At 44.2% G+C, this 25564-nt stretch carries 21 protein-coding genes and 1 pseudogene; 17 read left to right on the top strand and 5 right to left on the bottom strand.

The window, feature by feature from the left end:
- Positions 1 to 37: 37 nt before the first annotated feature.
- The 11 genes and pseudogenes from V6984_RS19480 (at position 38) to V6984_RS19430 (ending at position 11746) form a co-directional block, all read left to right on the top strand.
- Positions 38 to 1543 (top strand): alpha-N-arabinofuranosidase, encoded by a 1506-nt coding sequence (locus V6984_RS19480; RefSeq protein WP_342757260.1) that lies wholly within the window; start codon positions 38 to 40, stop codon positions 1541 to 1543.
- Positions 1544 to 1553: 10 nt separating this feature from the next.
- The gene (locus V6984_RS19475) at positions 1554 to 1826 is read left to right on the top strand and encodes a DUF6171 family protein (RefSeq protein ID WP_342757259.1); all 273 of its coding nucleotides are present in this window, start codon (positions 1554 to 1556) and stop codon (positions 1824 to 1826) included.
- Between the two features lie 245 nt (positions 1827 to 2071).
- On the top strand, positions 2072 to 3520 hold the full coding sequence (locus V6984_RS19470) for an ABC transporter substrate-binding protein (protein ID WP_342757258.1): 1449 nt from the start codon (positions 2072 to 2074) through the stop codon (positions 3518 to 3520).
- A 170-nt stretch (positions 3521 to 3690) separates the two neighbouring features.
- Positions 3691 to 4587: a sugar ABC transporter permease gene (locus V6984_RS19465; protein ID WP_342757257.1), complete on the top strand. Its 897-nt coding sequence runs from the start codon at positions 3691 to 3693 to the stop codon at positions 4585 to 4587.
- A 1-nt stretch (position 4588) separates the two neighbouring features.
- Positions 4589 to 5473, top strand: a complete 885-nt coding sequence (locus V6984_RS19460) for a carbohydrate ABC transporter permease (RefSeq protein ID WP_342757256.1) — start codon at positions 4589 to 4591, stop codon at positions 5471 to 5473.
- Between the two features lie 298 nt (positions 5474 to 5771).
- The gene (locus tag V6984_RS19455) at positions 5772 to 7073 is read left to right on the top strand and encodes a hypothetical protein (RefSeq protein ID WP_342757255.1); all 1302 of its coding nucleotides are present in this window, start codon (positions 5772 to 5774) and stop codon (positions 7071 to 7073) included.
- A 124-nt stretch (positions 7074 to 7197) separates the two neighbouring features.
- Positions 7198 to 7626: pseudogene (locus tag V6984_RS22380) on the top strand (SatD family protein); the annotation flags it as partial.
- Positions 7627 to 8066: 440 nt separating this feature from the next.
- The gene (locus V6984_RS19445; RefSeq protein ID WP_342757253.1) at positions 8067 to 8843 is read left to right on the top strand and encodes a DUF3307 domain-containing protein; all 777 of its coding nucleotides are present in this window, start codon (positions 8067 to 8069) and stop codon (positions 8841 to 8843) included.
- A 403-nt stretch (positions 8844 to 9246) separates the two neighbouring features.
- The gene (locus V6984_RS19440) at positions 9247 to 9990 is read left to right on the top strand and encodes a heparan-alpha-glucosaminide N-acetyltransferase (RefSeq protein ID WP_342757252.1); all 744 of its coding nucleotides are present in this window, start codon (positions 9247 to 9249) and stop codon (positions 9988 to 9990) included.
- A 271-nt stretch (positions 9991 to 10261) separates the two neighbouring features.
- Positions 10262 to 10714, top strand: coding sequence for an Hsp20/alpha crystallin family protein (locus tag V6984_RS19435; protein ID WP_342757251.1), 453 nt, complete (start codon positions 10262 to 10264; stop codon positions 10712 to 10714).
- A gap of 255 nt (positions 10715 to 10969) precedes the next feature.
- Positions 10970 to 11746: a prolipoprotein diacylglyceryl transferase gene (locus V6984_RS19430; protein WP_342757250.1), complete on the top strand. Its 777-nt coding sequence runs from the start codon at positions 10970 to 10972 to the stop codon at positions 11744 to 11746.
- Positions 11747 to 11868: 122 nt separating this feature from the next.
- Here V6984_RS19430 and V6984_RS19425 read toward each other — a convergent pair whose 3' ends face one another.
- The 3 genes from V6984_RS19425 to V6984_RS19415 all read right to left on the bottom strand — a co-directional run bounded on the left by V6984_RS19425 (position 11869) and on the right by V6984_RS19415 (position 15450).
- Positions 11869 to 12699, bottom strand: a complete 831-nt coding sequence (locus V6984_RS19425; RefSeq protein ID WP_342757249.1) for a class I SAM-dependent methyltransferase — start codon at positions 12697 to 12699, stop codon at positions 11869 to 11871.
- Positions 12700 to 12806: 107 nt separating this feature from the next.
- Entirely contained in the window at positions 12807 to 14291 is a 1485-nt protein-coding gene (locus V6984_RS19420; protein ID WP_342757248.1) for a methyl-accepting chemotaxis protein, read from the bottom strand.
- 163 nt (positions 14292 to 14454) lie between these two features.
- A complete protein-coding gene (locus V6984_RS19415; protein ID WP_342757247.1) occupies positions 14455 to 15450 on the bottom strand; it encodes an AEC family transporter in 996 nt (331 codons plus the stop codon).
- Positions 15451 to 15658: 208 nt separating this feature from the next.
- On the opposite strand from V6984_RS19415, the gene V6984_RS19410 reads away from it, so the two are divergent.
- From V6984_RS19410 to V6984_RS19385, 6 genes are all read left to right on the top strand, one after another.
- On the top strand, positions 15659 to 17092 hold the full coding sequence (locus V6984_RS19410; RefSeq protein WP_342757246.1) for an NAD(P)/FAD-dependent oxidoreductase: 1434 nt from the start codon (positions 15659 to 15661) through the stop codon (positions 17090 to 17092).
- 29 nt (positions 17093 to 17121) lie between these two features.
- Complete coding sequence (locus tag V6984_RS19405; RefSeq protein ID WP_342757245.1) at positions 17122 to 18396, top strand: NAD(P)/FAD-dependent oxidoreductase; 1275 nt, start codon at positions 17122 to 17124, stop codon at positions 18394 to 18396.
- 85 nt (positions 18397 to 18481) lie between these two features.
- Entirely contained in the window at positions 18482 to 18856 is a 375-nt protein-coding gene (locus V6984_RS19400; protein WP_342760056.1) for a DUF1667 domain-containing protein, read from the top strand.
- A gap of 21 nt (positions 18857 to 18877) precedes the next feature.
- Positions 18878 to 20380: a glycerol kinase GlpK gene (gene glpK, locus V6984_RS19395; RefSeq protein ID WP_342757244.1), complete on the top strand. Its 1503-nt coding sequence runs from the start codon at positions 18878 to 18880 to the stop codon at positions 20378 to 20380.
- A 110-nt stretch (positions 20381 to 20490) separates the two neighbouring features.
- Complete coding sequence (locus V6984_RS19390) at positions 20491 to 22707, top strand: alpha-galactosidase (RefSeq protein WP_342757243.1); 2217 nt, start codon at positions 20491 to 20493, stop codon at positions 22705 to 22707.
- A gap of 22 nt (positions 22708 to 22729) precedes the next feature.
- Positions 22730 to 23758, top strand: a complete 1029-nt coding sequence (locus V6984_RS19385; protein WP_342757242.1) for a LacI family DNA-binding transcriptional regulator — start codon at positions 22730 to 22732, stop codon at positions 23756 to 23758.
- 57 nt (positions 23759 to 23815) lie between these two features.
- On the opposite strand, the gene V6984_RS19380 is transcribed toward V6984_RS19385, so the two are convergent.
- Positions 23816 to 24502 carry an MgtC/SapB family protein gene (locus tag V6984_RS19380; RefSeq protein WP_342757241.1) on the bottom strand — a complete coding sequence of 229 codons (687 nt, stop codon included), beginning with the start codon at positions 24500 to 24502 and terminating at the stop codon, positions 23816 to 23818.
- A gap of 49 nt (positions 24503 to 24551) precedes the next feature.
- The gene (locus V6984_RS19375; RefSeq protein ID WP_342757240.1) at positions 24552 to 25484 is read right to left on the bottom strand and encodes a helix-turn-helix transcriptional regulator; all 933 of its coding nucleotides are present in this window, start codon (positions 25482 to 25484) and stop codon (positions 24552 to 24554) included.
- Positions 25485 to 25564: the final 80 nt, after the last annotated feature.

Raw genomic sequence — 25564 nt, 5'->3', positions numbered from 1 at the left:
ATAATACAGACAGTAAAAGCGAAGGGAGAAAGTTGGAATGGCAAGACTATTTATTAATGAAAAGAACAAAAAAGCGCATATTAACGCTGAGATTTACGGGCATTTTTCGGAACATCTTGGACGATGTATTTACGAAGGTCTGTATGTAGGAGAGGATTCAGGAATTCCCAATGTAAACGGCATGCGGAAGGATGTTGTAGGTGCCCTTAAGGAAATGGGAATCCCGCTTCTCCGGTGGCCGGGCGGTTGTTTTGCAGACGAGTATCATTGGAAGGACGGCATCGGCCCCAAGGAAACGAGAAAGAAAATGATCAATACCCATTGGGGAGGAGTAGTTGAGGACAACAGCTTCGGAACCCACGAATTTTTTGAGCTGTGCGAGCAGCTTGGATGCAAAACTTATGTAAATGGTAATGTGGGAAGCGGTACGGTCCGGGAAATGAGCGAGTGGGTGGAATATATGACTTTCGAAGGAGTATCTCCCATGGCTGACCTGCGTAAGCAAAATGGCCGGGAAAAGCCCTGGAAAATCGATTATTTCGGAGTGGGCAACGAGAACTGGGGCTGCGGGGGCAGCATGACACCGGAATATTACGCTAATCTTTACAGAAGATTCCAGACCTATGTGAGGCAGTACAATGCCGACAGACCGATCAAAAAAATATGCGGAGGAGCTAACGTCGCAGATTATTTTTGGACAGAGGACGTGCTGAAGACCTGCTTTGCACCGCCGCATCCTGATTTTATGCACGGTTATATGGATGGTCTCTCTCTTCATTATTATGTACATCCTGAAGGATGGGAGGTCAAAGGCAGTGCTACAGACTTCGACGATAAGGTATGGTATAAGACGCTGGCGAAGGCGAAATATATGGAAGAGCTGGTAACACGCCACGGCGCGATTATGGATCAATATGATCCCGGCAAGAAAATTGGAATGATTGTGGACGAATGGGGCTGCTGGTTCACGGTGGAGCCAGGCACCAATCCGGGCTTCCTGTATCAGCAGAGCACTATGCGCGATGCTTTGGTAGCAGGCATTACGCTGGATATTTTCAATAAGAACTGTGACAGGGTGCAAATGGCATGTATTGCACAGATGGTGAATGTACTTCAGTCCGTAATACTGACAGAAGGCGAAAAGATGATTCTTACACCTACTTATCATGTATTCCATATGTATAAGCATCATCAGGATGCGGAGCTTGTGGAAAGCTTTATAGAAGGAAATGACGTGATCGGAGAGGAGGAATATAGGGTGCCGCACCTTAGCGAGTCCGTGTCGGTAGATGCGCAGGGATATGTGAATGTTACGATAAACAATCTGTCCATATCCGAAAGTATGCCGGTAGAGATGGTATTTGCCCAACTGGAGCCTTCATCGGTTCAGGGAGTTGTTCTTACGGAAGAAATGCGTGCTCATAATACTTTTGAAGATCCTGACAGAGTAAAAGAAGCTGAATTCACAGATTATACGGTAGAAGGAAGAGTTATCCGCTTTACCGCTCCTGCGTGCAGTGTGATCAGTTTTCGTGTTAAATAGGCAGAAAAGAATGGAAGAAAAACCAAGGCGTATGTGCCGGAAGTGTCTGACCGCGGATATGGACGAGAAGGAATATTTTGAGAACCTTCATATATATATTGCTCATCTCGATGAGGATATTAAGGCACCCCCGCCTTTGTATGAGGAAAGGCTGTCTGTCTGCAAAGGTTGTGATTTACTCGCGGACGGCATGTGCAGGGCATGCGGATGCTATGTGGAGCTGCGGGCAGCAATACGTAAAAAGGCTTGTCCATACGAAAAGTGGAAGCCCGAAAAAAACTGAATAAATGAATTATTTTATTTATATAGTAAAAACTAAATTATTTTAAATTAATATTGACATACATACTTATGTATTGTACAATATGAACATAAGAAAACCGCAAATAAAAGAAAAGCATACAAAGTGCTTAATCATGTAATAGGTGCAAAAAGTAAAATTATATATTTTACTAAATTATTTGACAATTTGCGCAATTACAAAATCGAGCGGTCCAATGTTTCTAATCAATTAAAGGAGGTAGGGAAATGAAGAAAAAGTTATTAGCTACAATTTTAAGCGTTGCTTTGACAGCATCCATGTTGGCTGGCTGCGGTTCCAGCGCCGGCACGGATGGAGCAGCCACCGGCGATGCGGCAGCAGAGACTACTACTGAGGCCGATGCAGAAGCAGGCGATGATGCTGCGGCAACAGAAGAAGGGGAAGTTGCGGAGGGCGAAGCAGCTCCGGAAGCGGTTACCACCGTAGGTGATCCTAACGGCACACATATGGAGATGTGGTCCTTTGTTGAATTACACAATACGTTCTATGCCAGCATGTTAGAGAAATGGAATGCTGAGAATCCGGATAGAACGATCGAAATCACATTTACTACATATCCTTATGCGGATATGCACACGAAATTATTAACATCCTTGAATGCAGGTACCGGTGCTCCGGATCTCTGCGATGTAGAGGTTGGGCAGTTCCCCAATGTTGTAGCTGGTATGGATACGTGGCTTTATCCTTTGGATGATGCACTTGCACCCTACGCTGCTGACTTAGTTCAGGCACGTCTCGATACTTATGCCGGTGCCGACGGCAAGCATTATGGGGCTCCTACACACGTTGGCGCTACCGTTATGTATTATAATGCAGAGCTGCTCGAGTCTTATGGCATCGATTATACGACGATTAAGACATGGGATGATTACACCGCAGCAGGCGAGAAGCTGAAAGAAGCTTCTAATGGAGAAGTCATGCTGACCTCCGTTGATACGGCAGGCGTTGACTGGATGTGGGTAGCAATGGCAGAGTACGGTGAAGACTGGACCGGCGGTTTTGATGGTTCCGCAAACGTACAGCTTGAATCTGTTAAGAATATGATGACTATGCAGCAGGGATGGCTGGATTCCGGTATCGCTATGGTATCTCCCGACGGACACGTTGACCTTGAAGCAGGCTTCCAGAATATCCTGGACAGTAACATCGCTTCCTTCCCGAAGGCACTTTGGTTCATGAGCCGTTTCCTTAACTATATGCCTGAAGAAGCAGGAAAATGGGCGTTAGCTCCCTGTCCGGTATTTGAAGAAGGCCAGCCTCGCTCCGTAGGTATCGGCGGTACAGGTACGGTTGTTACGAACCAGTCCGTAGATGCTCAGTTGGCGGCAGATTTCATTTCTTATGCGAAGTGCTCTGAAGAAGGAGCTAAGGGAATCTGGGAGGTTCTTGGATTCGATGTATGCAACAGCGCAATGTGGACAGATGAGTCTATCACACATGATCCGAATAACGAATATGTTAAGTTCTTCAGAACGAATCCTTACGACGTTCTTAATGAAGTAAAAGATGAAATCGGCAAGATCAGCGTTGTAGCTATCAGCCCGACGATCAATGAGCAGATGTGCAACGTTACATTGAACGATGTATTGGAAAATAAAATGGATGTAGATGAAGCGTTACAGGCCGCGCAGGATGTAATCAGCTTAGAAGAGTAGTAACTACCGGGGATTGCTTAGGGAAGTAACTTCCTGGGCAATCCCTTTTAAGTAATAGGGAATTAATCCTATTACATAAAAGATAGATGCGCAGCTACGCGTGCGGAACAAAAGTTATATTTTATAAATTAATGGGTTAATGGGGTTGTTGGTAAGGAGTGTGATTGCATATGAAAATAAGAAAGTTTTTTTATTCGCAGAAGGCGGCGCCCTATGTGTTTGTGCTGCCGTTTATACTGAGTTTTTGTTTCTTTTGGATTTATCCCCTTTGCAGTACGATAACAATGAGCTTTCAGGATATTCTTCCTACGGGAACCGAATGGATAGGCCTGAAAAATTATAAAAAGCTGTTGATAGATACAACCTTTCACCAGGCGATTTTGAACAGCTTCCAATACATGCTGTTAACGATTGTATTGCTCATACCTTTTCCGATGGCGTTCGCGGTATTGATGGACTCCAGACTGGTAAAAGCAAAAGGTATTTGGAAGGCTTTTCTCTATCTTCCGGCACTTACATCTGTAGTTATTTCGGGTACTTTATTCCGTTTGATGTTCTCTGAATACAGCACGGGGCAGTTGAACGTAATTACAAGTTTTCTCGGACTGGGAACCTTTAAATGGCTGAAAGTTAAGGCCACGGGACTCTTCGCTCTCGTATTGGTCTGCTGCTGGAGATGGACCGGCGTGAATATGCTCTATTTCCTGTCCGGTCTGAAATCGATCGACGGCGCGTTATATGAATCCGCGGAAATCGACGGCGCTTCCGGTTTGCAGAAATTCCGTTTCATAACGATACCTCTTTTGAAACCGACCACTATTTACGTACTTACCATCAGTATCTATGCCGGTCTGGCGATGTTTATGGAAAGCTTTATGTTGTGGGCTGGTCCGGATTCGCCGAACAACATCGGTCTTACCATCGTAGGCTACCTGTACAAACGCGGTATTGCCAAGAACCAGTTGGGCTACGGCAGTGCGGTAGGTCTTGTACTTTTGGTAATTGCACTCTTTATCAACGTTGTTCAGTTGGTGCTGAGCGGCACATTCAAGAAGGAGGAAAAATAATATGGCAAACGTAAAATCCCCTTCATTCGATCAAATGGGTATGAGTAAAAAGAATAAAATATTGAGCGTTTTTGCCACGAGTTGGTTCGTGCTGCTCTCCTTCATCATCGTATTTCCGATTTTTGCAGGATTGCTCGCTTCCTTCCGTCCCGGTCAGGAGCTGATCCGAAAGGGACTTAGCGTAGACCTGAATGTAACAACGATGACGCTCGATAACTATATATATTTGTTCAGCGGCAACGTAGATTCGCAGAAATATTTCATGTGGTTCAAGAACAGCTTGATTCTTACGCTGATTTCGGTAGTGGGAACACTGGCAATCTGCTACCTGGTAGCCTATGGCTTATCCATGTATGAGTTCCCCTTAAGAAGGTTCCTGTTCTTCCTCGTAATCGCTACGATGATGGTACCCTTTGAAATATTGATGCTTCCTCTGTATAAAGAGATGATTACATTGAAGCTGATCGACACCACCGCAGGAGTTGTGCTGCCGGGAATATGCGGTGCATCCACTATATTCTTCTTCCGGCAGTATATGATAGGACTGCCCAAGGAGCTTCTGGATGCGGGACGCATAGACGGAGCAACGGAATACGGCATTTGCTTCAGGATCATGCTTCCTATTACAAAGCCTGCCTTTGCGGCAATGTCCATCCTCTGCGCCATGGGTGCATGGAACAATATCCTCTGGCCGATGTTAGTATATAGAAGTGCCAGCAAGTTCACGCTCCCGATAGGCCTTAATACTTTGTTAACGCCCTACGGAAACAATTACGATGTACTGATTGCCGGCTCCATGTTCGGCATCATCCCGGTGTTTGTTGTATTCCTTTGCTTCCAGAAGTATTTTATCGATGGAATGACTGCCGGAGCGGTAAAAGGATAATTACAATAAAAGCAATAAAACACTCCATTACCTAAAAAGCTGCTGCATCTGCTGAAAATAGTATGATGCGGCGGCTTTTTGGCATTTGAAGCCTCGGCAGAATGTATAGAGCCCCGTCTCAGCGATCCCAAAGTACTGCAATAAGCGGTTTGGATTTGTGGTACTTTATCCATGGATATGATATACTATTTATTGTGTTAATAATCATGACTTATACTACCATCGATTGACAAGGCCTTATGTACCCTGAACCATTAGAAACCTTGTCGATGGATGGTAGTAATAAAATGGAGAAAATATGAAAAAGTTTATGTTTATTTTTGGGCTTATGATAACTTTAGCCGGCTGTGGTGACGAGAAAAGTGCGCAACAGGAGCCGTCAGCGATACAAGAAGATACAGGACAGACTATATTACCTGAGAATCCGCCGGAGAATTCGCAGGGGATTAGTGATATACCGGGCATTATAGAAGATCAGACCTTTGAAGTTACATTAGATGACTGGGGAGAAGTTACTTTTGCGTCAATTGCTCCGGATGGAGAAAATACGAGGGATGTTACATTTAAATTGCTGAAGGGCGGACAGGAAATCTATACTTTTCCGGAAAACGTAACAGACAATTTCGACGGAGTATCAGCAGTGGCTTTTAAGGACTATAACGAGGATGGAAAGACTGATGTCATCGCTGTTGTACGGTATAAGGACGAGGGGAACACTTGGAATCAGGTCAAGGTCTTTTTGCAGGAGAATCCGGATAATATGTTTTACCTGGATTATGACTTGGGAGGATATATATTAGAGCAGGAGACAGAAAACGGGCCTGCTTTTTACAGGGATGTTTTCTTGGAAGAATACCTTCAAAAGCAAGGTCTGACAGATAGTGTGCCGTCTGTAATGGGAACCTGGCAGGGCTATGCGGAATATGTCGCAGGTTTGAATGGGGAGCTCAGCTCCGACAGGCAGATACAGATATTTGCGGAACAGGTCGAAAAATGGGCGACCGATATCGAGTATGCGGACGACCTGTATTGTTTCGCATTGGCGGAGCTTGATTATGATGGAATGATAGATCTGATCATATCGAACTGTGGGGGGACGGGAGTTTTTTCCTATAATCGTTTCTATGAAATTAATCCGGAAGGAAATATAGAAGAACTGGGGACAAATTTTATAGAAGGGAATTCTCAGGTGGATATCATAACGGATGAAGTAACCGTTTATAGTTCTTTTTCGGCTGACGGTATGCAGGATTATTATATTCTCGGCGATTTTGCAAAGGTTGGACCGAATGAGTATCATGAAGACATAAGAGCGCTGAATGTAGTAAATGATGTGGTAATGGAGACTCCGCTTGTGAACAAGGATACCGTATATGGAGGAGAAGATTATATAGGGGAGACAGCGTACACCGACAGCAGTGGAAAAAGCATCACAGAGGAAGAATACAATAATTTTGCACAGACATATTTCGAAGGACTTGGTCTACAGAAGAAAACGGCTTCTTTTGACTGGATGGATGTAAAAGATTTGCAGGGATTGAATACCGATCAAATTATCGCAATGTTATCGGAGTCATATCGAAATTTTGGAATTAAGTAATAGTACCATCAACTGGCAGGGGCTCATGCGGTCGGATAAGATTCGAATATTGCAACTAAAAATAATTGCAAAGAGAAAATGCAACTAAAAACAGTTGCATTATAATAAAAAAAGAAATATAATAATGTGCAGGAGGTGCATTATGGAAAATTACGTATCGCTGATAATGGACGTAGAAAAGTCTAGGATGTATCCGATTGCTCAACGAAATAGTATGCAAAAATATATGAACAGGTATATTGACTGTCTGAATGATTTATTCCGTAATGATATAAAGTATAGAGTCACATTTAGTGCGGGAGATGAATTACAGGGCATGTTTTTTGATGTAACAGCAGCAGTGCTGTTTTTTCGGCTGTTTGAAATGCTGATGAAACCTGTAAAAATCCGGGCAGGAATCGGAGTGGGAGAATGGACGGTGAAAGTGGAAGAGGGGCTGTCGACGCAGCAGGATGGTCCGGTATATCACAGGGCCAGACAGGCGATTGAAGAGGCTTCTAAAATGCAGCTGCAAAATGTGAGAATTTGTTCTGAAAAGGATGATATATTAGTCAACCATTTGATAAACGCTTCCAATGTATTAAAGGCACAGCAAATATATATGCAGAATATCGTGCTTGTTATTTTGGAATTGTTGTACCCGTTTGCTGCTGCCGGGACGGAAATAAGCGGGGAGGAAATTGCGAAGGAATTATTGAATATAAAATTGGAATATATGATTGCGATGAGAAAATACAACAAAGCGGACGGGCACAGACCGGAAAGCTTTCATATGAGTGAAGTGATGGCAGTTAGTCCCATTGCTATCGACGGAAAAATAATAGAACCGGAAAGCGTTATTGTCAAAAAAAATACTGCATTTATGATTTCTCAGATATTAGGTTCTACAAGACAAAATGCTGATTCGATTATGAGAAGAGGAAATGCGAATAAAATCAGAGAACTGGATTTCATAGCTTTGCAATATGTGGAAAAGACATATGGAGGGGACATATGGAAGTAATTATAATAGGGCATTTATTAGGTGATTTCTATATTCAGACGAATCAAGTGGCAGAAAAAAAGAAGACATCTTTCAGATATGTGCTGTTACACTGTCTGCTCTATATGATAGTAATGTTTGTTTTGACACCGTGGCTGACAGGCGACTTGCTTCGTGGATTCTACATGACAATAATTATTGGTGTGTCACACCTATGTGTCGATTCTTTAAAAGTGCATATTGAAGCGAAGTATACCAAGGCGGCGCGATATGAATATGTCATGTTTTTGCTGGATCAAATAATACATATATTTATTCTGGTGCTGGTATGTGGTATGTTTCGCATTCACATAGATATGGATAAATATCCTTTGATGCTGGAAAATAAAATTATCCCTGTACGTAAAGCGGCAGCTATTTTTATAGCGGCGCTAATCTGCTGGAGACCGGCGGCTATCTTTATATCACTTGTATTTAAACAAATTCCTAATACAATAGAAAAAGCTGATAATGTACAGGAAAATAAGAAAGGACCAGCGCACGACGGCAATGCGGTAAGTGAGACTATTCGGATAGGTTCATGGATTGGGATACTGGAAAGGGAAATCATTTTGCTCCTCGGCTTATTAGGACAATATGGAGCGATAGGATTCGTGTTGACGGCCAAAAGTCTGGCCAGGTATAAGCAATTGGAGAATAAAGCGTTTGCAGAAAAATATTTGGTTGGTACATTACTAAGTGCATTAGTTGCAATAGCAAGTGTTTCGATTTGTTTGCTGGCCGGGTAACAAAGGTGTCCGCCTTGTGCAGGAATGGTGTTATATGATAAGGAATAACAGATTGTAGGGTAGAATCGTGCTCCATATTGTTTTTTATTCAAAAAAATTGATGAAATTCATTGACAATACGTGCTGGTGTGCATAAAGAGAGGAGGTGCAAATGATTAAAAGTTTCAGAATTGGTTAAATGCTTGTCATTTATGAGAGGTATCGTCCCTATGAGGTGCAACAAAAATATTGTACGGAAGCAGGTATGAGCCCACTTGTATCAGAGTGGCGGCATTTTAACAATTGGGAAGATACTAAAGAAATTGATAAAGCAAATGTAAGCGGGCAATTTTATCCAGAAGATCATTTGGGAGTAAAACCATAAATCATAGATTCGAGAATAGAACACAAAGGAAAAAGTAATATGGAGAAGAAAAAGCGGTATAAGTGTTTAGATACTTTACGAGGTTGTACAATATTAAGCATGGCTTTGTACCATGCGATGTGGGATATTGTATATGTAAAACGAGTCGATATTGAGTGGTTCCATTCGGAGTTTGCGTATATCTGGCAACAAAGTATTTGCTGGACATTTATTTTATTGTCAGGAATTTGTTGGAGTCTTGGTAAAAAGAAAGCCATACGTGGCGGAATAGTTTTTTTGGCAGGAATTTTAATATCAATTGTAACAGAAATATTTCTTCCTCAGCAAAGAATTATTTTTGGTGTGTTGACATTATTAGGAAGTAGTATGCTTATTATGATTCCATTAAACAAAATAATGTGTAGAATTCCCTCTTTTTGGGGGATGATTTTGAGCACCATTATATTTTTCGCAACGAAATCTATAAATAATGGCTATATAGGATTTGGTGAATTTATAACTTTAGAGTTGCCTTCAAAATGGTACAGTAAAGGCTATTTAATGACATTTTTAGGATTTACCGATAATGACTTTTTTTCTTCAGATTATTTCTCACTATTCCCATGGTTCTTCTTATTTCTATCGGGATATTATGTATATAGGATAGCCTATGAGAAAGGATTTGTAGATAAACTTAAGGATTGCAGAATAGATAATAAATTTTTGGGCTTTTTAGGCCGCCATTCTTTGATTTTCTATTTACTTCATCAGCCGTTGATTTATCTGATTATTCAATTTTTGTGATATTGTACTGTTATAGTTGACAGATTATTCTCAAGGATTCGATGAATAATCAAAGAGAAACTCTCCTTTTACTGCCGCATGTTGGAAGTAGTTAGCATGCTTTTATGGCAATAAAAAACTTCACAAAATTTTTATAATTTCATTAGCACTCACCTATTGACAGTGCTAACAATAAATGTTATATTGCATATAGAACAAGGGAATGATAATCCCGTAACTAAAAATTAATAAAAGGCATGATATAGCTAAGTAAAGAATGGAGGAATGACTTATGTTAATGCCAAGTGTTTTTGGAGAGAATTTATTTGATGATTTCATGTATTTTCCATTTGAAAGAGAATTCTTTGGAAGACGCAATCCGTTATATGGAAAAAGGGAGAAGAACCTGATGAAGACGGATATAAAGGAAACGGATTCCGCCTATGAGGTAGCCATCGATCTGCCTGGATTTAAGAAAGAGGAGATTTCTGCTAAGCTGGAAAACGGATATCTGACTATCAGTGCTTTCAAGAGCCTGGATAAGGATGAGAAGGACGAAGAAAGCGGCAACTATATCCGCAGAGAACGTTACAGCGGACAGTGCTCCAGAAGCTTCTACGTTGGAGATCAGGTGGCCGAGGAAGACATCAGAGCGAAATTCGAAGATGGCATCTTGAAGCTCCTCGTTGCTAAGAAGGAAGTGAAGCAGGTTGAGGACAAGAAATTTATTGCCATTGAAGGATAAGGCTGTGCAAAGGTATAAATCCATAGTGTATTGATATATTTGTTTGATAAAAATAAGGAGAGGGTTCACGCCCCTCCTTATTTTGCTAAAAAAAGGATCAGGTGCTTTTTTGCCAGAAGCCCAAGTGCCTCCGAAGAGTCTGTTGAAACCTTGCCTCAACTGTGTTACACTAAGAAAACGCAAGAATATTTTCTTAAGTCGCGGTAATCTTATGAGGTAAGGCAATAACGACAGAATAGGAGACATTTAAGAAGGATGAAAAATGAATTATTTTCTATAGGGCCAGTTACAGTATATGGATATGGGCTAATGATAGCTATCGGCATACTGGCGGCATATTTTGTGGGAGAATACAGGGCGAAAAAGAAGGGGCTGGACCCTGAGCATATATTTAATTTTGTCATATGGTGTGTGCTGGGAGGATTTCTTGGTTCTAAGCTTCTGTTTTTCCTGACTAGTATAAAGAGTATTATCGCTGATCCGAGCCTTCTGCTGGACTTTTCCAACGGCTGGGTAGTATACGGCGGGATTATCGGCGGAATTTTATCGGCGATGCTCTATTGCAAAATTAAGAAATTAAAATTTCTCGCTTATTTCGACTTGCTGATTCCCTCAGTAGCGCTAGCGCAGGGCTTCGGACGGGTAGGATGCTTTTTGGCAGGCTGTTGCTACGGGCATGAGACAAACAGTCCTCTCGGTATCGTATTTCATACATCCAAATATGCGCCTAACGGTGTGAGCCTCGTACCCACACAGCTGATATCCAGCGGTCTCAACTTCATTCACTTCCTTATACTGATATGGTTTGCGAAGAGGAAAAAAGCTGACGGGCAGGTCGGCGCTCTATATCTTATATTGTACAGTATCGGCAGATTCATTTTGGAATATTACAGAGGCGATTTAATCAGAGGAACGGTCGGAACTTTGTCCACCTCACAATTTATCTCTATATTTACTGTGACGGCAGGAATTATACTATTCGTGGTGACCGGTAAGAGAGCAGAGCCGAAAAAAGAAACAGAGGATAATTAACTATTAAAAGAGTGCCCATAAGGCAGTTCTCGGTAAAACAGTATTGGATTAGTTTTGAAAGTGTGGCGTAGCATAAAAGCTACGCCATTTTACATATCGTTCATGTAAAGAAGCAGGTTAAGCTATTTTTTGGCTACGGCACATATCGTTTTATTGCCGTGTTTATATTCTGCACCGGCTACATTTCCATAAAACTGTAGATCGCGGAACCCTGCCTCCTCCAATTCTGTTCTTAATTCCTCGATCTCAAAGGTATGCTCCCAATTGTTATAGCAGGTTGTTCCACTGTCTGTCACCACGATATACTGGCGAAGAAATGTATTGTCATGGTCGTAACGGTAAAGCTGCTGCAGCAGGAGATAAGGAGCTGAACTCCAAAAACCGCCTTCTTCATAATTCCAAATCTTACATTCCGGCTGATTTTCATATTCGTAAGGAGTAAAGACATCGAATAGAAAACATCCGGTTGACGATAACGCATTGTAAATCTTACTTAACAAGGCTTTGCGTTCTGTATGCGATAAAACGCCCAAATCACAATAAATCATTGTTATTAAATCGTAGCTGCCCTTAATTGGGGATTGAATATAATTGCCGTTTAAGTATCTAATGTGGAAGTCCTTTTCTCTGGCTGTTTTCTTTGCGTATCGTATGGAGCTTTCTGAAATATCGAAGCCGGTAACTTGATAACCTTTTGCGTGAAACAGCTCTGCATAGATGCCGGGACCACAGCCTAGATCCAAAAGTCTTTTATAGGACGACGGAGGTAGTATGGCGGAAATCCAATGGGCAGATTGTTCTACAAAATTCAGTCTGCGGGTCGCAGATTCAAAATCGGGATCCAGGTGTGCTTTTAGCATACTTTGCGAAATATATGGGTCATCCCAAAATTTTGTGTTACTTTTTTCAAAGAGGACTGGTTTTTTCAGGTACGGTTTTACTGCCTTAATCATTATAATTTCTCCTTTTTTTCATACACTTCCACAACAAAAATAGCTGTGGAATCTTCCACAGCCTGAAAGTTAGTTACTCTGTGGAAATCAAAAAATAATCATTTCACTTATATTACTGATTTCACCTTATAATCGGAGAGTTTCTCGATAGTATTTGTAATATCTTTCATGATCTGGACGAAATCACTCACGCTGTTCGCATTTTTCCCGCCGATATCATAAGCCTGCTCTGTACTTGCGGATATTTCCTCACTGGTTGCGGAAAGGTTGCTGATTGCATCCACGATACTGTTGTTAGAATCGAACAATTCTTCCATTTTCCTGTTCACATCGTTTACGTGCTGGCTAAGTATATGAATCTTTTCCTCGATACTCGAGAACTCCGCTTTTGTTGCATCGATTAATTCTTTCTGATCCTCTGAGGTGTGGACGGTATATTTTATTTTATCAGAAACGGCGGTAGTGTTTAAAGACAACTCATCCAGGATACTGGAAATATCTCCCGTAGCCTGACTCGTCTGTTCCGCCAGCTTGCGGATTTCATCGGCAACTACCGCGAAGCCCTTTCCGGCTTCTCCGGCCCTTGCAGCTTCGATGGAAGCGTTTAAGGCAAGGAGGTTCGTCTGGGAAGAGATCCCGAGGATAATGCCTATGATATTACGAACATCGTCCGCCTTTTTCATCATTTCCTCTGCCGCTGAATCCATTTCATAGCCGGACTGGATAGACTGGTCGGACTGAACGGTCAAGCGATTCATGGCCTTTACGCCATTTTCCACAAAATCCGAGGAAATGGAAGCGATTTCAACGATCTCCTTCGTTCGCTTGAACGTTTCTTCGATGACATTTTGTATGGAGTTTGTCATCATTGTCTGCTGTTCGATATTGGAAGCGGTCATATTAGCACTGTCGTTGATATCCTTCAGCGAATCGCTGATTGTCTTTGTAGTGCCTGCAATTTCATCGAGTAAACCTGATGAAGCTTCCGCCTGAGTGAGGACATACTTTGCCGATGCTACCACTTCGCTTGCCATATTCTGGTTGAGCACTGATTCCTTATTGATTTTTTCCGAGTATTCCTCGAAGAAACGTATCAGCAGATTCGTGCCCATAATGGAAGCGATGCCCACGAGTACGCTGATAATAAGTTCAATCATCACATATTCTATCATTTCCGCAGGATTGCCGGAACTGCTCATGATCAATACGATTTTAATGAGATTAATGAGAATGAAATAGATGCCGAGGATTGTGGAAATTCGCTTGTTGAGATACAAGGTCAAAATGAGAATAATCGGAATCATGTAAGGATAAACGGCATTGGAATTGCCTGACAGCAGGATAAATGCGTAGATAACGGAGAATGAGACTGCGGTATAGGGCAGCAATGCTAAAGCCCAGCTTTTGTTCAGGATAATAACGATGTCTCCGATGTAAAATGCAAGGATCGCGACTAGAGGAACTATGCTTATGATCGGGGCTAAACCGGATAACGTCAGCTGCGACAGTAAGCCAATAGTCAGAAATATGGTCGTAAGCGTTAAAGCGAAAAACAGTAACTTATTAATACGTGAAATTTGATTGCGTTCCATTTAAAAACCCCCATATCGTACTTTTTCTACAAATTATACCATGTTTTTCTATAAAAGCAAAGAAATCAGCGTAAAATCGTTAAAAATACCAAAGATGTGGTCACTGTTCACTCCACACAGTAACAAGATGTGTAAGGGCCTGAAAAGAAACCGAAATAAAATTTTAAATGAATAAGGTCACAATGGGTATCGTAAGGAAGGAAAGCAGGGTAGAAAGAATAATACCTCTGGAAATGACAGCGCTTTCCAGATTATTCTGCTTGCACAATATGAGCGGTATATTCCCGGCAGGCACAGCGAGCATCAGCGCTGTGGTGCTGATAATGAGTACGTTGTCCGTGAAAAGCCGGAACAGGAATACGCAGAGTACAGGGATAATGACCATACGCAGCGCAGCGAAGGCATATAGTTTCTTATGGGAAAAAATATCAGCCAAAGGCATCTGCGCTACCGACACGCCCAATATGAGCATGGATAAGAAGGTAGTGGAGCGCCCCACGTGAGTAAGGGTGTCCGAAAGGAGTACAGGAACGCTGACATTACTTATATAGAGAACTATGGTTATAATAGCGGAAACGGTGCCCGCGTTCACAAATTTTTTCGTTGCTCTAAACAGACCCCGGGCAAAGCTTTCTGCAATTTCCTTCTCCCGCTCCAAAGGTGAAGCATCGTCGGAAAGATCATGGTTTACGCTATCGATCGCGGCAGCCTTAATGGTGGAAAGACCGTGTGTATAAATAAGTATATTGTATACAAGATTGTTGAGAGATACATAGATCAACGAGCCCGAACCGAGGAGAGCCATTGCGAGTGGAATACCGATAAAGCCCACGTTGCCGTAAACAGTAATCAGTCTGTATGCAAAATGGTCTTCGTCCGGAACGCGCAAGATATGAGGAATCAGATGTCCGCACAATATGAGTACGACATATGCCAGAAGCACGATGAAAGCACCTGTAAGGAGGTCGGAATTCGAAGCCTTCGGTCCGGCGTCAAAGACGGAGCAGATTAACAGTGCCGGATTGCAGAGGTTTATGATAAGCGCCGATATCTGTTTGGAGGTCTCGTCAGAAATCATCGATCTGCGGTAAAGCAGCGCTCCCGTCATAATAAGGATAAAGATAATTGCCATTTGCTGTAATACGATTCCAATACTCATAGTTCGACGCGCTTTCTATATGTATAAAAATTTCCTTACCATCGTTTGACAAGGTGTGAATACAATAAAATCCTATAGAAGAATAACATACGAATATCCCTTTGTCAAAAGAGTATTAAAAAAAGTGCACTATAAAAAAGCTATCGAAAAGTAGTACGGAAAATGATATGATAAACCTATGAGGAAATAAAACTCGGAGGGCGAAAACATGTATGATGTCATTGTAATAGGAGCAGGCGTAACCGGTGCGGCTATTGCGAGAGAGCTGTCACGCTATGACTATAAGGGAAAAGCGGCTGTACTGGAGCGGGCGTCGGATATTTGCGAAGGTACATCCAAAGCCAACAGCGGAATCGTTCATGCGGGGCATGACGCGGAACCGGGGACGCTTAAAGCGAAGCTGAACGTCCTGGGAAATAGGAAAATGGAACAGCTTTCCAGAGAACTGGATTTTCCTTTTAAAAAAAATGGTACGCTGGTACTTTGCTTCGATGAGAAGGATAGAGATAAATTGCACAGGCTTCTGGAAAAAGGACAGCAAAACGGTGTGGAAGGACTGCGCGTCATAGGGGTACAGGAACTGCGAGCTATGGAGCCTAATATTTCGGACGAGGCAGTGGCGGCTTTGTACGCGCCTGCCGGCGGCATCGTATGCCCTTTTGGGCTTACCATCGCGCTGGCAGAAAATGCCTGTGAGAATGGTGTGGAATTCTACCTTAATACGGAAGTTCTGCAAATAGAGAGAATACAGGAGGGATATCTGCTTAAGACCTCTCAAGGGATGTTTGAAAGCCGGATTGTCGTTAACGCCGCAGGACTTTATGCAGACGCGCTTCATAACATGGTAAGTGAAAAGAAATTCCATATCATACCGAGAAAAGGAGAATACTGCCTGTTCGATAAATCGGCGGGCAGCTATGTTTCCCATACTATTTTTCAGCTTCCCACACGATATGGAAAGGGCGTGCTGGTAACGCCCACCGTGCATGGTAACCTGATGATAGGGCCTACGGCTGTGGATATCGAGGATAAGGAAGGTACGAATACTACGGGAGTGGGACTTGACGATTTGCTCAAAAGAGGCGGCCTGAGCATTCGGAGAGTTCCGGTAGAGAAGGTCATCACATCCTTCGCAGGGCTGCGCGCTCACGAAACTGTCGGGGACTTTGTAATCGGAGAAGCGGAAGATGCCTCCGGCTTCATCGATGTGGCGGGAATCGAATCGCCGGGTCTTACCTGTGCGCCCGCTATCGGGGAATATGTTGCCGGAATCGTGCAGGAGCTTCTGCCTGTACCTAAAAAGGTAGATTTTAAGGCCCATAGGCAGGGAATCCATGGAATGGCGGATGCCGGTGAAGAGGAACGGAAGGCATTGATAGAGAAAAACCCTGCATACGCCAACATAATCTGCCGCTGTGAGCTGGTCACAGAGGGAGAAATTATGGATGCCATACACAGACCGTTGGGGGCAACTACGCTGGATGGCATAAAGCGCCGTACAAGAGCGGGAATGGGACGCTGCCAATCCGGATTTTGTGCGCCGAAGACGGTGGAGATTTTAGCGCAGGAGCTGGGAACGGATGCGGGAGAGATTACGAAATCGGGCGGAGAATCGAGATTTCTGACGGTAAGGAAGATATAGGAACCGCTTAGAGTGTGGAAGGAGAAGGGATGGATAAAAAGACGGATATTCTAATCGTAGGCGGCGGACCGGCGGGGCTGGCGGCGGCAGTAGCGGCCAGAAAAGCCGGAATAGAGGGCATTCTTGTGCTGGAGCGTGATGAAGAACTGGGAGGAATCCTGAATCAATGTATCCACAACGGATTCGGATTGCACACATTTAAGGAAGAGCTTACCGGACCGGAATATGCACAAAGATACATCCGTCAGGCGGAGGATCTGGGGATACCTTATCTATTACGTACAATTGCTGTGGATATTTCAACTGAGAAGGATAAGAAGCTTATCACTGCGATGAACAAGAAAGACGGTCTTTTTACAATAGAAGCGAAGGCGGTGGTTCTGGCCATGGGCTGCAGGGAACGCCCCAGGGGAGCCTTGAATATTCCGGGTTACCGTCCGGCGGGCATCTACTCGGCGGGGACGGCCCAGCGCTATGTGAATATGGAAGGCAGAATGCCGGGAAAGGAAGTTGTGATATTAGGTTCCGGTGATATCGGCCTGATAATGGCGAGAAGGATGACGCTGGAAGGAGCGAAGGTTAAGCTGGTGGCGGAACTGATGCCCTATTCCGGCGGCCTTAAGAGGAATATCGTACAGTGCCTGGAAGACTACGGGATTCCGCTTAAGCTAAGTCATACGGTCATCGACATCGATGGAAAGGAAAGGGTAAAGGGAGTGACTGTAGCCGAGGTGGGCGGCGATAGGAAGCCCATTCCCGGTACGGAGGAATATATAAGCTGCGACACCCTTCTGCTTTCCTGCGGACTCATACCGGAGAATGAGCTGTCCGCAGGGCTGGGTGTAGCTTTGAATCCTGTAACGGCAGGACCTGTGGTAAATGAAAGCCTGGAGACAAACGTAGAAGGAGTGTTCGCTTGCGGGAATGTGCTTCATGTCCATGATCTGGTGGATCATGTATCGGAGGAGGCCAATGCCGCAGGAGAGTATGCCGCCGCTTATGTGAAAGCGAGCTGTCCTGTGAATGAGGAGACTGCGGTCATAAAATGTGAGGGAGGCGTGCGCTATACTGTGCCCTCTCTTCTTCGGGTGAAATATATGGAAAAGGAGCAGGTGGTCAGATTTCGGGTGGGGAATGTGTATCGGAATGTTTTTCTGACGGTTTACTGTAATGACACAATTGTCATAAAACAGAAAAAGCGTGTTCTCCTTCCGGGAGAAATGGAACAGATTAAATTGAAGAAAAGCGAAATGGAGAAGTTCTCTGATTTGAAATCAATCACTGTGGCAATAGAAGAGGAATAGGGGTGTATATCTAAACGTGGTCGAGTTATTTGTTGGACTATATACTTGAAAGGGCGGATTTGTGAATATGAAGAAACCAGAAAAGATGGAGAAAACAGAATTGATATGCATCAAGTGTCCGGTTGGATGTATGCTCTCGGTAACTGTTCAGGAGGATGGCACATGGGAGGTGAAGGGGAACTCCTGCGGCAGGGGGGAGGAATATGCTCATAAGGAACTGACGAACCCGACGAGAATCGTAACGACTACGGTACGGGTGCGGGGCGGCAGGCAGGCGGTAGTGCCTGTGAAGACCAGATACGATATTCCCAAAGGAAAGGTTATGGAATGTATGGAAGCGCTGAGGGAAGTGGAGGTAGCGGCTCCGGTCTTTTTGGGAGCGGTCATTTTATCCGATGCGGCAGGGACGGGAGTGGATGTCGTCGCGACGAAGAGCGTGGAAAGGTCTGACATTGATTAAAATAGAGAAGAGAGGTATTGCATGAAAAAGTATATGATGGCATTGGATCAGGGGACGACCAGTTCCCGATGTATTTTATTCGATAAAAAGGGAAAGATTTGCAGCATCGCACAGAAGGAATTTAACCAGATTTATCCGGTGCCCGGCTGGGTGGAGCACAACCCTATGGAAATATGGTCTTCTCAGCTGGCGGTCGCTACGGAGGCTATGGCATTGCTTGGTGTGAGCGCTGAGGAGATAAGCGGCATAGGCATCACCAACCAGAGAGAGACCACGATTATCTGGGATAAGAAGACGGGAGAGCCTGTCTATAATGCGATCGTCTGGCAATGCCGCAGGACGGCCGACAGAATTGACGCACTGAACGAAGAAGGCTATGGAGATATTATCAGAGAGAAGACGGGACTTATTCCTGACGCATATTTCTCAGCCACAAAGATTACGTGGATACTGGATAACGTAGAAGGTGCGAGAAAACGAGCAGAAGCGGGAGAACTTCTCTTCGGTACGGTGGATACATGGCTTATCTGGAACATGACCAAGGGACAGGTGCACATTACCGATTATACCAACGCTTCGCGCACCATGCTCTTTAATATCCATACGCTTTGCTGGGATGAGAGACTTCTTGTCAAACTGAACATTCCTGCATCCATGCTGCCGGAGGTAAAGCCTTCCAGTTTTATTTACGGATATACGGATAAAGGGATTCTGGGAGGAAATATCCCTATAGCGGGCGCGGCGGGAGACCAGCAGGCCGCCTTGTTCGGCCAGTGCTGCTTTGAATCGGGGCAGGTGAAAAATACATATGGTACGGGTTGTTTCCTATTGATGAATACGGGACATAAGGCCACGGTATCAAAACACGGACTGCTTACCACGATTGCCGCAAGCACCGGAGACGAAGTAGAATATGCTCTGGAAGGAAGCGTGTTCGTGGCCGGAGCGGCGGTACAATGGCTGCGGGATGAGATGCGGATGTTGGGGAAAGCCGCTCAGTCCGAGGAATATGCGGACATGGTGCCTAATACCAATGGAGTGTATATCGTACCAGCTTTTGCAGGCCTAGGTGCTCCTTACTGGAATCAGTACACGAGAGGGACGGTAGTGGGCATTACGCGGGGGTGTAAAAAAGAACATTTCGTCCGGGCGACATTGGAATCCATTGCCTATCAGACGGCGGACGTACTGCGAGCCATGGAAGAGGACTCGGGAATACATTTGAAGGAGCTGAAGGTGGACGGGGGAGCCTGCGCCAACCATTTCCTCATGAAATTTCAGTCAGATATCATCGATGCGGCAGTGCATAGGCCGAAATGTATTGAGACTACGGCCTTGGGAGCTGCCTATCTGGCCGGGCTGGCTACCGGATACTACAAGGATAAAGACGAGATATGTGAAAACTGGCAGCTGGGAAGAACTTTTCTTCCGTCTATGCAGGAGGAGGAAAGGGAGAAGCTGCTAAAGGGGTGGAAGAAAGCGATTCGCTGTGCATTGGCTTACAGCGATAACAATAACGAATAGTAACATAAAAAAAATAAATAATATGAAATGAGGTTGACATTACTCATATTTAATTTATAATTTAATTAAAATTACTTTATTTTAACTTAAAAAATGCTTAGGAGAATATTATGGGAATAAAACATTATGATTTGGAGCCACAGAATGCTCATGCAGCGAAGTGCGTTTTTAAATTAGATACGCCGAATACTTCCTATATTATGGCTGTGGTGGATGAGGATAATTTTCTCGGACACATATATTACGGGAGCAAGCTGAAAGACCATGATGTGACTTATCTGCTTCGGACGGGGGAAGCTCCTTTTGTGCCCTCGAAAAACAATAGGGATAAGTGTTCCTTTATGGATTCCTTTCCAATGGAGTACCCTGGGCACGGGTTGGGAGATTACAGAGACGGCTGCATCGATGTGATTTCGCAGGAGGGACATCGAGGGGTGAGTCTTTCCGTAGTGTCCCATAAAATATGTACCGGCAAGCCTGATCTTACCGGCTTGCCGGCTACTTTCGGAGGAGCGGGGCATTGTACTACGCTGGAGATTCTATGCGAGGATAAGGCGCTGGGGCTTGTTGTAACTCTTATGTACACTGCCTTTGAAGATGTGGATGTGATAACGAGAAGCGTTTATGTGGAAAATGCTTCTAAAAAAGACCTGTATCTGACTAAGGTCCTGTCAGCTTGTCTGGATATGGACAACAAGAAATTCGAACGAATGACACTGCACGGCTCTTGGGCGAGAGAGCGCCATATCCAGAGGCAGAAGATTGGCTTCGGTAAATATGCAGTATCCTCCCTGCGGGGAGAACCGGGGCATCAGGAGCATCCATTTATGGCACTGATGACGGAAGGTGCATCCCAGGATGCGGGAGAGGTCTATGCCGTGAACTTCGTCTATTCGGGTAACTTCATCGTTCAGGAGGAAGTGAATCAATTTGACAGCGTCCGTCTGACGATGGGAATAAATTCTGAGGATTTTTGCTGGAAGCTCGGTACGGGAGAAGGATTTCAGGCACCTGAGGCTGTTTTGGTATATTCGGAAAACGGAATCGGCGGCATGACCCGCACTTTCCACGACTTATATAGGAATCATCTGATAAGAGGAGAATATAAGGATAAGAAGAGACCCGTACTGATCAACAATTGGGAAGCTACTTATTTCGATTTCGATACAGATAAATTATTAGCTATTGCGAGGCAGGCTTCAGAGCTTGGAATAGAGATGCTCGTTATGGACGACGGCTGGTTCGGGAATAGAGACAGCGACAATCGGGCACTTGGTGACTGGCAGGTAAATGAGGAAAAATTAAAAGGGGGCTTGGATTTTCTCGTAAAGAAAGTAAATAAGCTTGGAATGAAATTCGGCATATGGTTCGAGCCGGAGATGATTTCTCCCGATTCCGATTTATATAGAAACCATCCGGACTGGGCAATCGCAATACCGGGCAGAAGGGCAGCACTTGCAAGAAACCAGTATGTTCTTGACATAACGAGGGAGGAAGTTCGGGACTACGTATATGAATGTGTGGCGGGAATCCTTCGAAGCGCTAACATCGAATATGTGAAATGGGATATGAACCGTCCGCTTTCCGATATTGGAAGTGCCAAGCTTTCCGCAGACAGACAGGGAGAGCTTTATCACCGCTATGTCCTGGCATTGTATGAATTGCAGAATCGCCTTACTGAGGAATTTCCATACCTGTTGTTAGAGAATTGCTCCGGCGGCGGTGCGCGGTTCGACCCCGGTATGCTCTATTACAGTCCGCAAATATGGTGCTCCGACGATACGGATGCGATAGAACGTCTGGAGATCCAGGAGGGAACAGCGCTCATATATCCTCTTTCTGCAATGGGTGCTCATGTATCCGATTGCCCGAACCATACGGTAGGCAGAACTACTCCTTTTGAGACGAGGGGATACGTGGCGCTGGCAGGTACCTTCGGCTATGAGCTGGACGTGACGAGGATACCTGAGGAGGATAGAAAGATGATTCCCTCTCAGATAGCTATGTATCATAAATACAACGATTTGGTCCGCAGCGGCGATTATTATCGAATTGCCTCCTATAGAGAAAATCATCGGTACGATTGCTATGCTGTGGTGAGTAAGGACAAAAAGGAAGCGCTGGTTACTTACATACAAGTACTGAACTGTCCAAATTATCATAGCCGCAGAATATATTTGAAGGGCCTGGACCCGAATATGAAATACCGGATAGAGGGGGAGGAAGAGGAGTATTACGGAGAGACCCTGATGAAAGCGGGGATTCAGGTGAAGAATCTGTGGGGGGATTTTAAAGGGAGACTATATCATTTGAAAGCGGTTCTATAAAACGAACGAAAGGAGCGGAAAAATGGCAAAGACGGTTAAAATGGCTGATATTGCGGAGATGATGAATGTCAGTGTGGTCACGGTATCCAAAGCGTTGTCCGGACAGAAGGGCGTCAGCGAAGAGGTCCGCGAGAAGATTGTAAAGCTGGCGGCGGAGATGGGGTATAAGCAGCCTTCGGCACTCAAGCTGGCAAGGAGCCGTAAGAGCTATAATATAGGAGTACTTGTATCCGACCGTTTTCTGGATAAATATAAGTCCTTCTATTGGGAGATGTATCAAGAGGTAGCACAGAGGGCCCTGCATAAGGATTGCTTTACTATGCTGGAGGTGCTGGGTATCGAAGATGAGAAGTCATTAGTCCTTCCAAAGCTTCTTCAGGAAGAAAAGGTGGACGGTATGATTGTCATAGGTCTTCTTTGTGACAAATACCTGGAAATGCTCGGAAGTTCGGTAAAAACGCCCCTTGTCTATCTCGATTTTTATGATAAAAGGCATGAATGTGATGCCATCATAACCGATAATTATTACGGAATGTATAAGCTTACGAATTACCTGTTCGATATGGGGCATACACAAATCGCTTATGTGGGAACACTGCTGAGCACAGGGAGTATAATGGACCGTTATTTCGGTTATGCGAAATCTCTGCTGGAGCACGGACAGAACACGAGGGAGGAGTGGATAGTAGAGGACAGAGACCCGGTTACGGGCAGATCGGATCTTGGCTTTGAACTGCAGCTTCCGGCAAAGATGCCTACAGCCTTCGTGTGCAACTGCGACTTGGCAGCCAGTCAGCTCATCAAAAAGTTAAAGGAAAATAGCTACCGTGTGCCTGAGGATATTTCTGTGGTAGGATTCGACAACTATCTTTATCCAGGATTGTGCGATGTGGAGATAACTACCTACGAGGTCGATATGAAGGAAATGGCGCGAAAGAGTATCAACAACCTTTTGCGTAAAATATCGGGAGAATATTATAAGCAGGGAGTAACGATTGTAGAAGGGCATATTGTACTCAAGGACAGCGTAAACAGAAAGAAAATATCTTAAACATGAAAACCACTCTTTGGACAAAGGTTAATTCCATCCAAAGGGTGGTCTTTTAATCTAAAGCCTTTTCACTTCTTCAATATAATGAATGCTCTCCAGCTGGCTAAGCCTGTAAATAATATCCGAATGCAGATATTTTCCCTTCAGGTCCAGATCGAGCTGTACCGTCAGATCCCCTTCGGGAGAGCTCTTATGCTTCACAAGCTGAGCCACCTCATATCCGTTTTCTGCGAAGATATCGATAATATGCTGTAATCCTACATTCTTATCCACCTCCAGATAAATGGTCATGATCCGGTTATATTTTTCCAGATGGGCACTTATATGCGATAGAGCAGTGATGATGAACATCATGATAACGAAGGTGATACAGCTTGGAATGATCATCCCTGCGCCGACTGAGATGCCGAGTATGGCGGTTGCCCATAGAGTGGCGGCGGTAGTCAGGCCGCGAATTTGATTGCGGGAGGTGAGGATGATGCTGCCCATGCCCAGAAAGCCGATACCGCTTATGACCTGTGCGGCAAGGCGGCCTGCATCGCCGGTGCCATAGAGACTGATTAAATATTCGTTAATGACCATGGTGAGGGCGGAAGCCACGCAGACGATAGAAAAGGTGCGCAGTCCCACCGTACTCTTCTTCGAGGCCCGTTCAAAACCGATGAGAGCGCCCATAATCATGGCGATGATCAGTCTTATTACAATGGAAAGATAAAAATGATCTTCTGCTAATGTTGTAATCATGCGTAAAACCCCTTTTTCAATAAAATGATACTGATATTGTACCGTTTTTTCATTTTATGTATAGAGGCAGAAATTGTTTACGGGTAATATCCGGCAGCTTCTTTTTATAGGACAGCGGAGTCATGCCCGTTTCTTTTTTGAATAAATAGATGAAATGATTGGTATTGTCGATTCCCACCAGGCTGCCTACCTCATGGACGCGGTAATCTGTAGTGAGAAGAAGGTCCCTGGCGATTTCAATCCGTTTTCCGTTCAGATATTGCAGCGGGGATTCTCCGTAATGGAAACGGAATTCCCGGCATAGCCGGTACTTACTTGTAGAAAAATGAGCTTCCAGTTCATCCAGCGTGTAGTTCTCCTGATAGGCGATGTCGAACAGGGCTTTCATTTCCTGTAAATATGCGGGTACCTTTGTTTCGGGATTGTCAGCTTCCATACTTTCCATGAGCAGGTCACAGATGATGTCGGCCAGATATCGGGAATCGTACAGTTTGTTGCGGATGCTGCCGGTTGTACTGCCCAGGGAAAGCTTCTGAATATTGCGTATGATGGTGGAATGCTCCGGCAGTACGTAAAGGGGAAAGCCGTACTGGGATAATAAATCGTAATAAAAATTCAGAATTTCTCCCTTAATAAAAAAGACGCTGTAATTCCATGGCGATACAGCAATTTCCAGCTTCATCTTCTTATCGCATTTTAGAAACAGTAAAGTGTTGCTCTCCAGCGAGTAAATATTGCTCTCGAAGTGTAGTTTCCCGTATCCTTCCTCAGTATACAGAAGCAAGTAGCAGTTGAGTGGGTTAAGGCTGAAGGAATATGGAAAGGAAGCTTCCAGGGCACCGCCGGAAAGAATTGATATCAGCTTCTCGTCGGTGTCTTTATTTAGTTCATATTTATTGCCCAGAAAAATGTCTGCGGGCTTATCCGGTCCAAGTCGCGGCAAAGCGGCTAAATAGCTCTCAAAATCGTCGGTAAAATTCATATGGGCCTCCTATCTCTGTATGAAAGAAGAATTCACGGTTATTTATGTAACAATTATACTATGAATATGTATAAATTACA

Source organism: Kineothrix sp. IPX-CK (genome assembly GCF_039134705.1).
GTDB classification, from domain to species: Bacteria; Bacillota; Clostridia; order Lachnospirales; family Lachnospiraceae; genus Kineothrix; species Kineothrix sedimenti.
This window is presented reverse-complemented; position numbering and strand designations above follow the sequence as displayed.

Bases quoted from the DNA above. Each gene is read 5' to 3' on its own strand.
- V6984_RS19480 (WP_342757260.1), top strand. From the start codon at position 38: ATGGCAAGACTATTTATTAATGAAAAGAACAAAAAAGCGCATATTAAC.
- V6984_RS19475 (WP_342757259.1), top strand. From the start codon at position 1,554: ATGGAAGAAAAACCAAGGCGTATGTGCCGGAAGTGTCTGACCGCGGAT.
- V6984_RS19470 (WP_342757258.1), top strand. From the start codon at position 2,072: ATGAAGAAAAAGTTATTAGCTACAATTTTAAGCGTTGCTTTGACAGCA.
- V6984_RS19465 (WP_342757257.1), top strand. From the start codon at position 3,691: ATGAAAATAAGAAAGTTTTTTTATTCGCAGAAGGCGGCGCCCTATGTG.
- V6984_RS19460 (WP_342757256.1), top strand. From the start codon at position 4,589: ATGGCAAACGTAAAATCCCCTTCATTCGATCAAATGGGTATGAGTAAA.
- V6984_RS19455 (WP_342757255.1), top strand. From the start codon at position 5,772: ATGAAAAAGTTTATGTTTATTTTTGGGCTTATGATAACTTTAGCCGGC.
- V6984_RS19445 (WP_342757253.1), top strand. From the start codon at position 8,067: ATGGAAGTAATTATAATAGGGCATTTATTAGGTGATTTCTATATTCAG.
- V6984_RS19440 (WP_342757252.1), top strand. From the start codon at position 9,247: ATGGAGAAGAAAAAGCGGTATAAGTGTTTAGATACTTTACGAGGTTGT.
- V6984_RS19435 (WP_342757251.1), top strand. From the start codon at position 10,262: ATGTTAATGCCAAGTGTTTTTGGAGAGAATTTATTTGATGATTTCATG.
- V6984_RS19430 (WP_342757250.1), top strand. From the start codon at position 10,970: ATGAAAAATGAATTATTTTCTATAGGGCCAGTTACAGTATATGGATAT.
- V6984_RS19425 (WP_342757249.1), bottom strand. From the start codon at position 12,699: ATGATTAAGGCAGTAAAACCGTACCTGAAAAAACCAGTCCTCTTTGAA.
- V6984_RS19420 (WP_342757248.1), bottom strand. From the start codon at position 14,291: ATGGAACGCAATCAAATTTCACGTATTAATAAGTTACTGTTTTTCGCT.
- V6984_RS19415 (WP_342757247.1), bottom strand. From the start codon at position 15,450: ATGAGTATTGGAATCGTATTACAGCAAATGGCAATTATCTTTATCCTT.
- V6984_RS19410 (WP_342757246.1), top strand. From the start codon at position 15,659: ATGTATGATGTCATTGTAATAGGAGCAGGCGTAACCGGTGCGGCTATT.
- V6984_RS19405 (WP_342757245.1), top strand. From the start codon at position 17,122: ATGGATAAAAAGACGGATATTCTAATCGTAGGCGGCGGACCGGCGGGG.
- V6984_RS19400 (WP_342760056.1), top strand. From the start codon at position 18,482: ATGGAGAAAACAGAATTGATATGCATCAAGTGTCCGGTTGGATGTATG.
- glpK (WP_342757244.1), top strand. From the start codon at position 18,878: ATGAAAAAGTATATGATGGCATTGGATCAGGGGACGACCAGTTCCCGA.
- V6984_RS19390 (WP_342757243.1), top strand. From the start codon at position 20,491: ATGGGAATAAAACATTATGATTTGGAGCCACAGAATGCTCATGCAGCG.
- V6984_RS19385 (WP_342757242.1), top strand. From the start codon at position 22,730: ATGGCAAAGACGGTTAAAATGGCTGATATTGCGGAGATGATGAATGTC.
- V6984_RS19380 (WP_342757241.1), bottom strand. From the start codon at position 24,502: ATGATTACAACATTAGCAGAAGATCATTTTTATCTTTCCATTGTAATA.
- V6984_RS19375 (WP_342757240.1), bottom strand. From the start codon at position 25,484: ATGAATTTTACCGACGATTTTGAGAGCTATTTAGCCGCTTTGCCGCGA.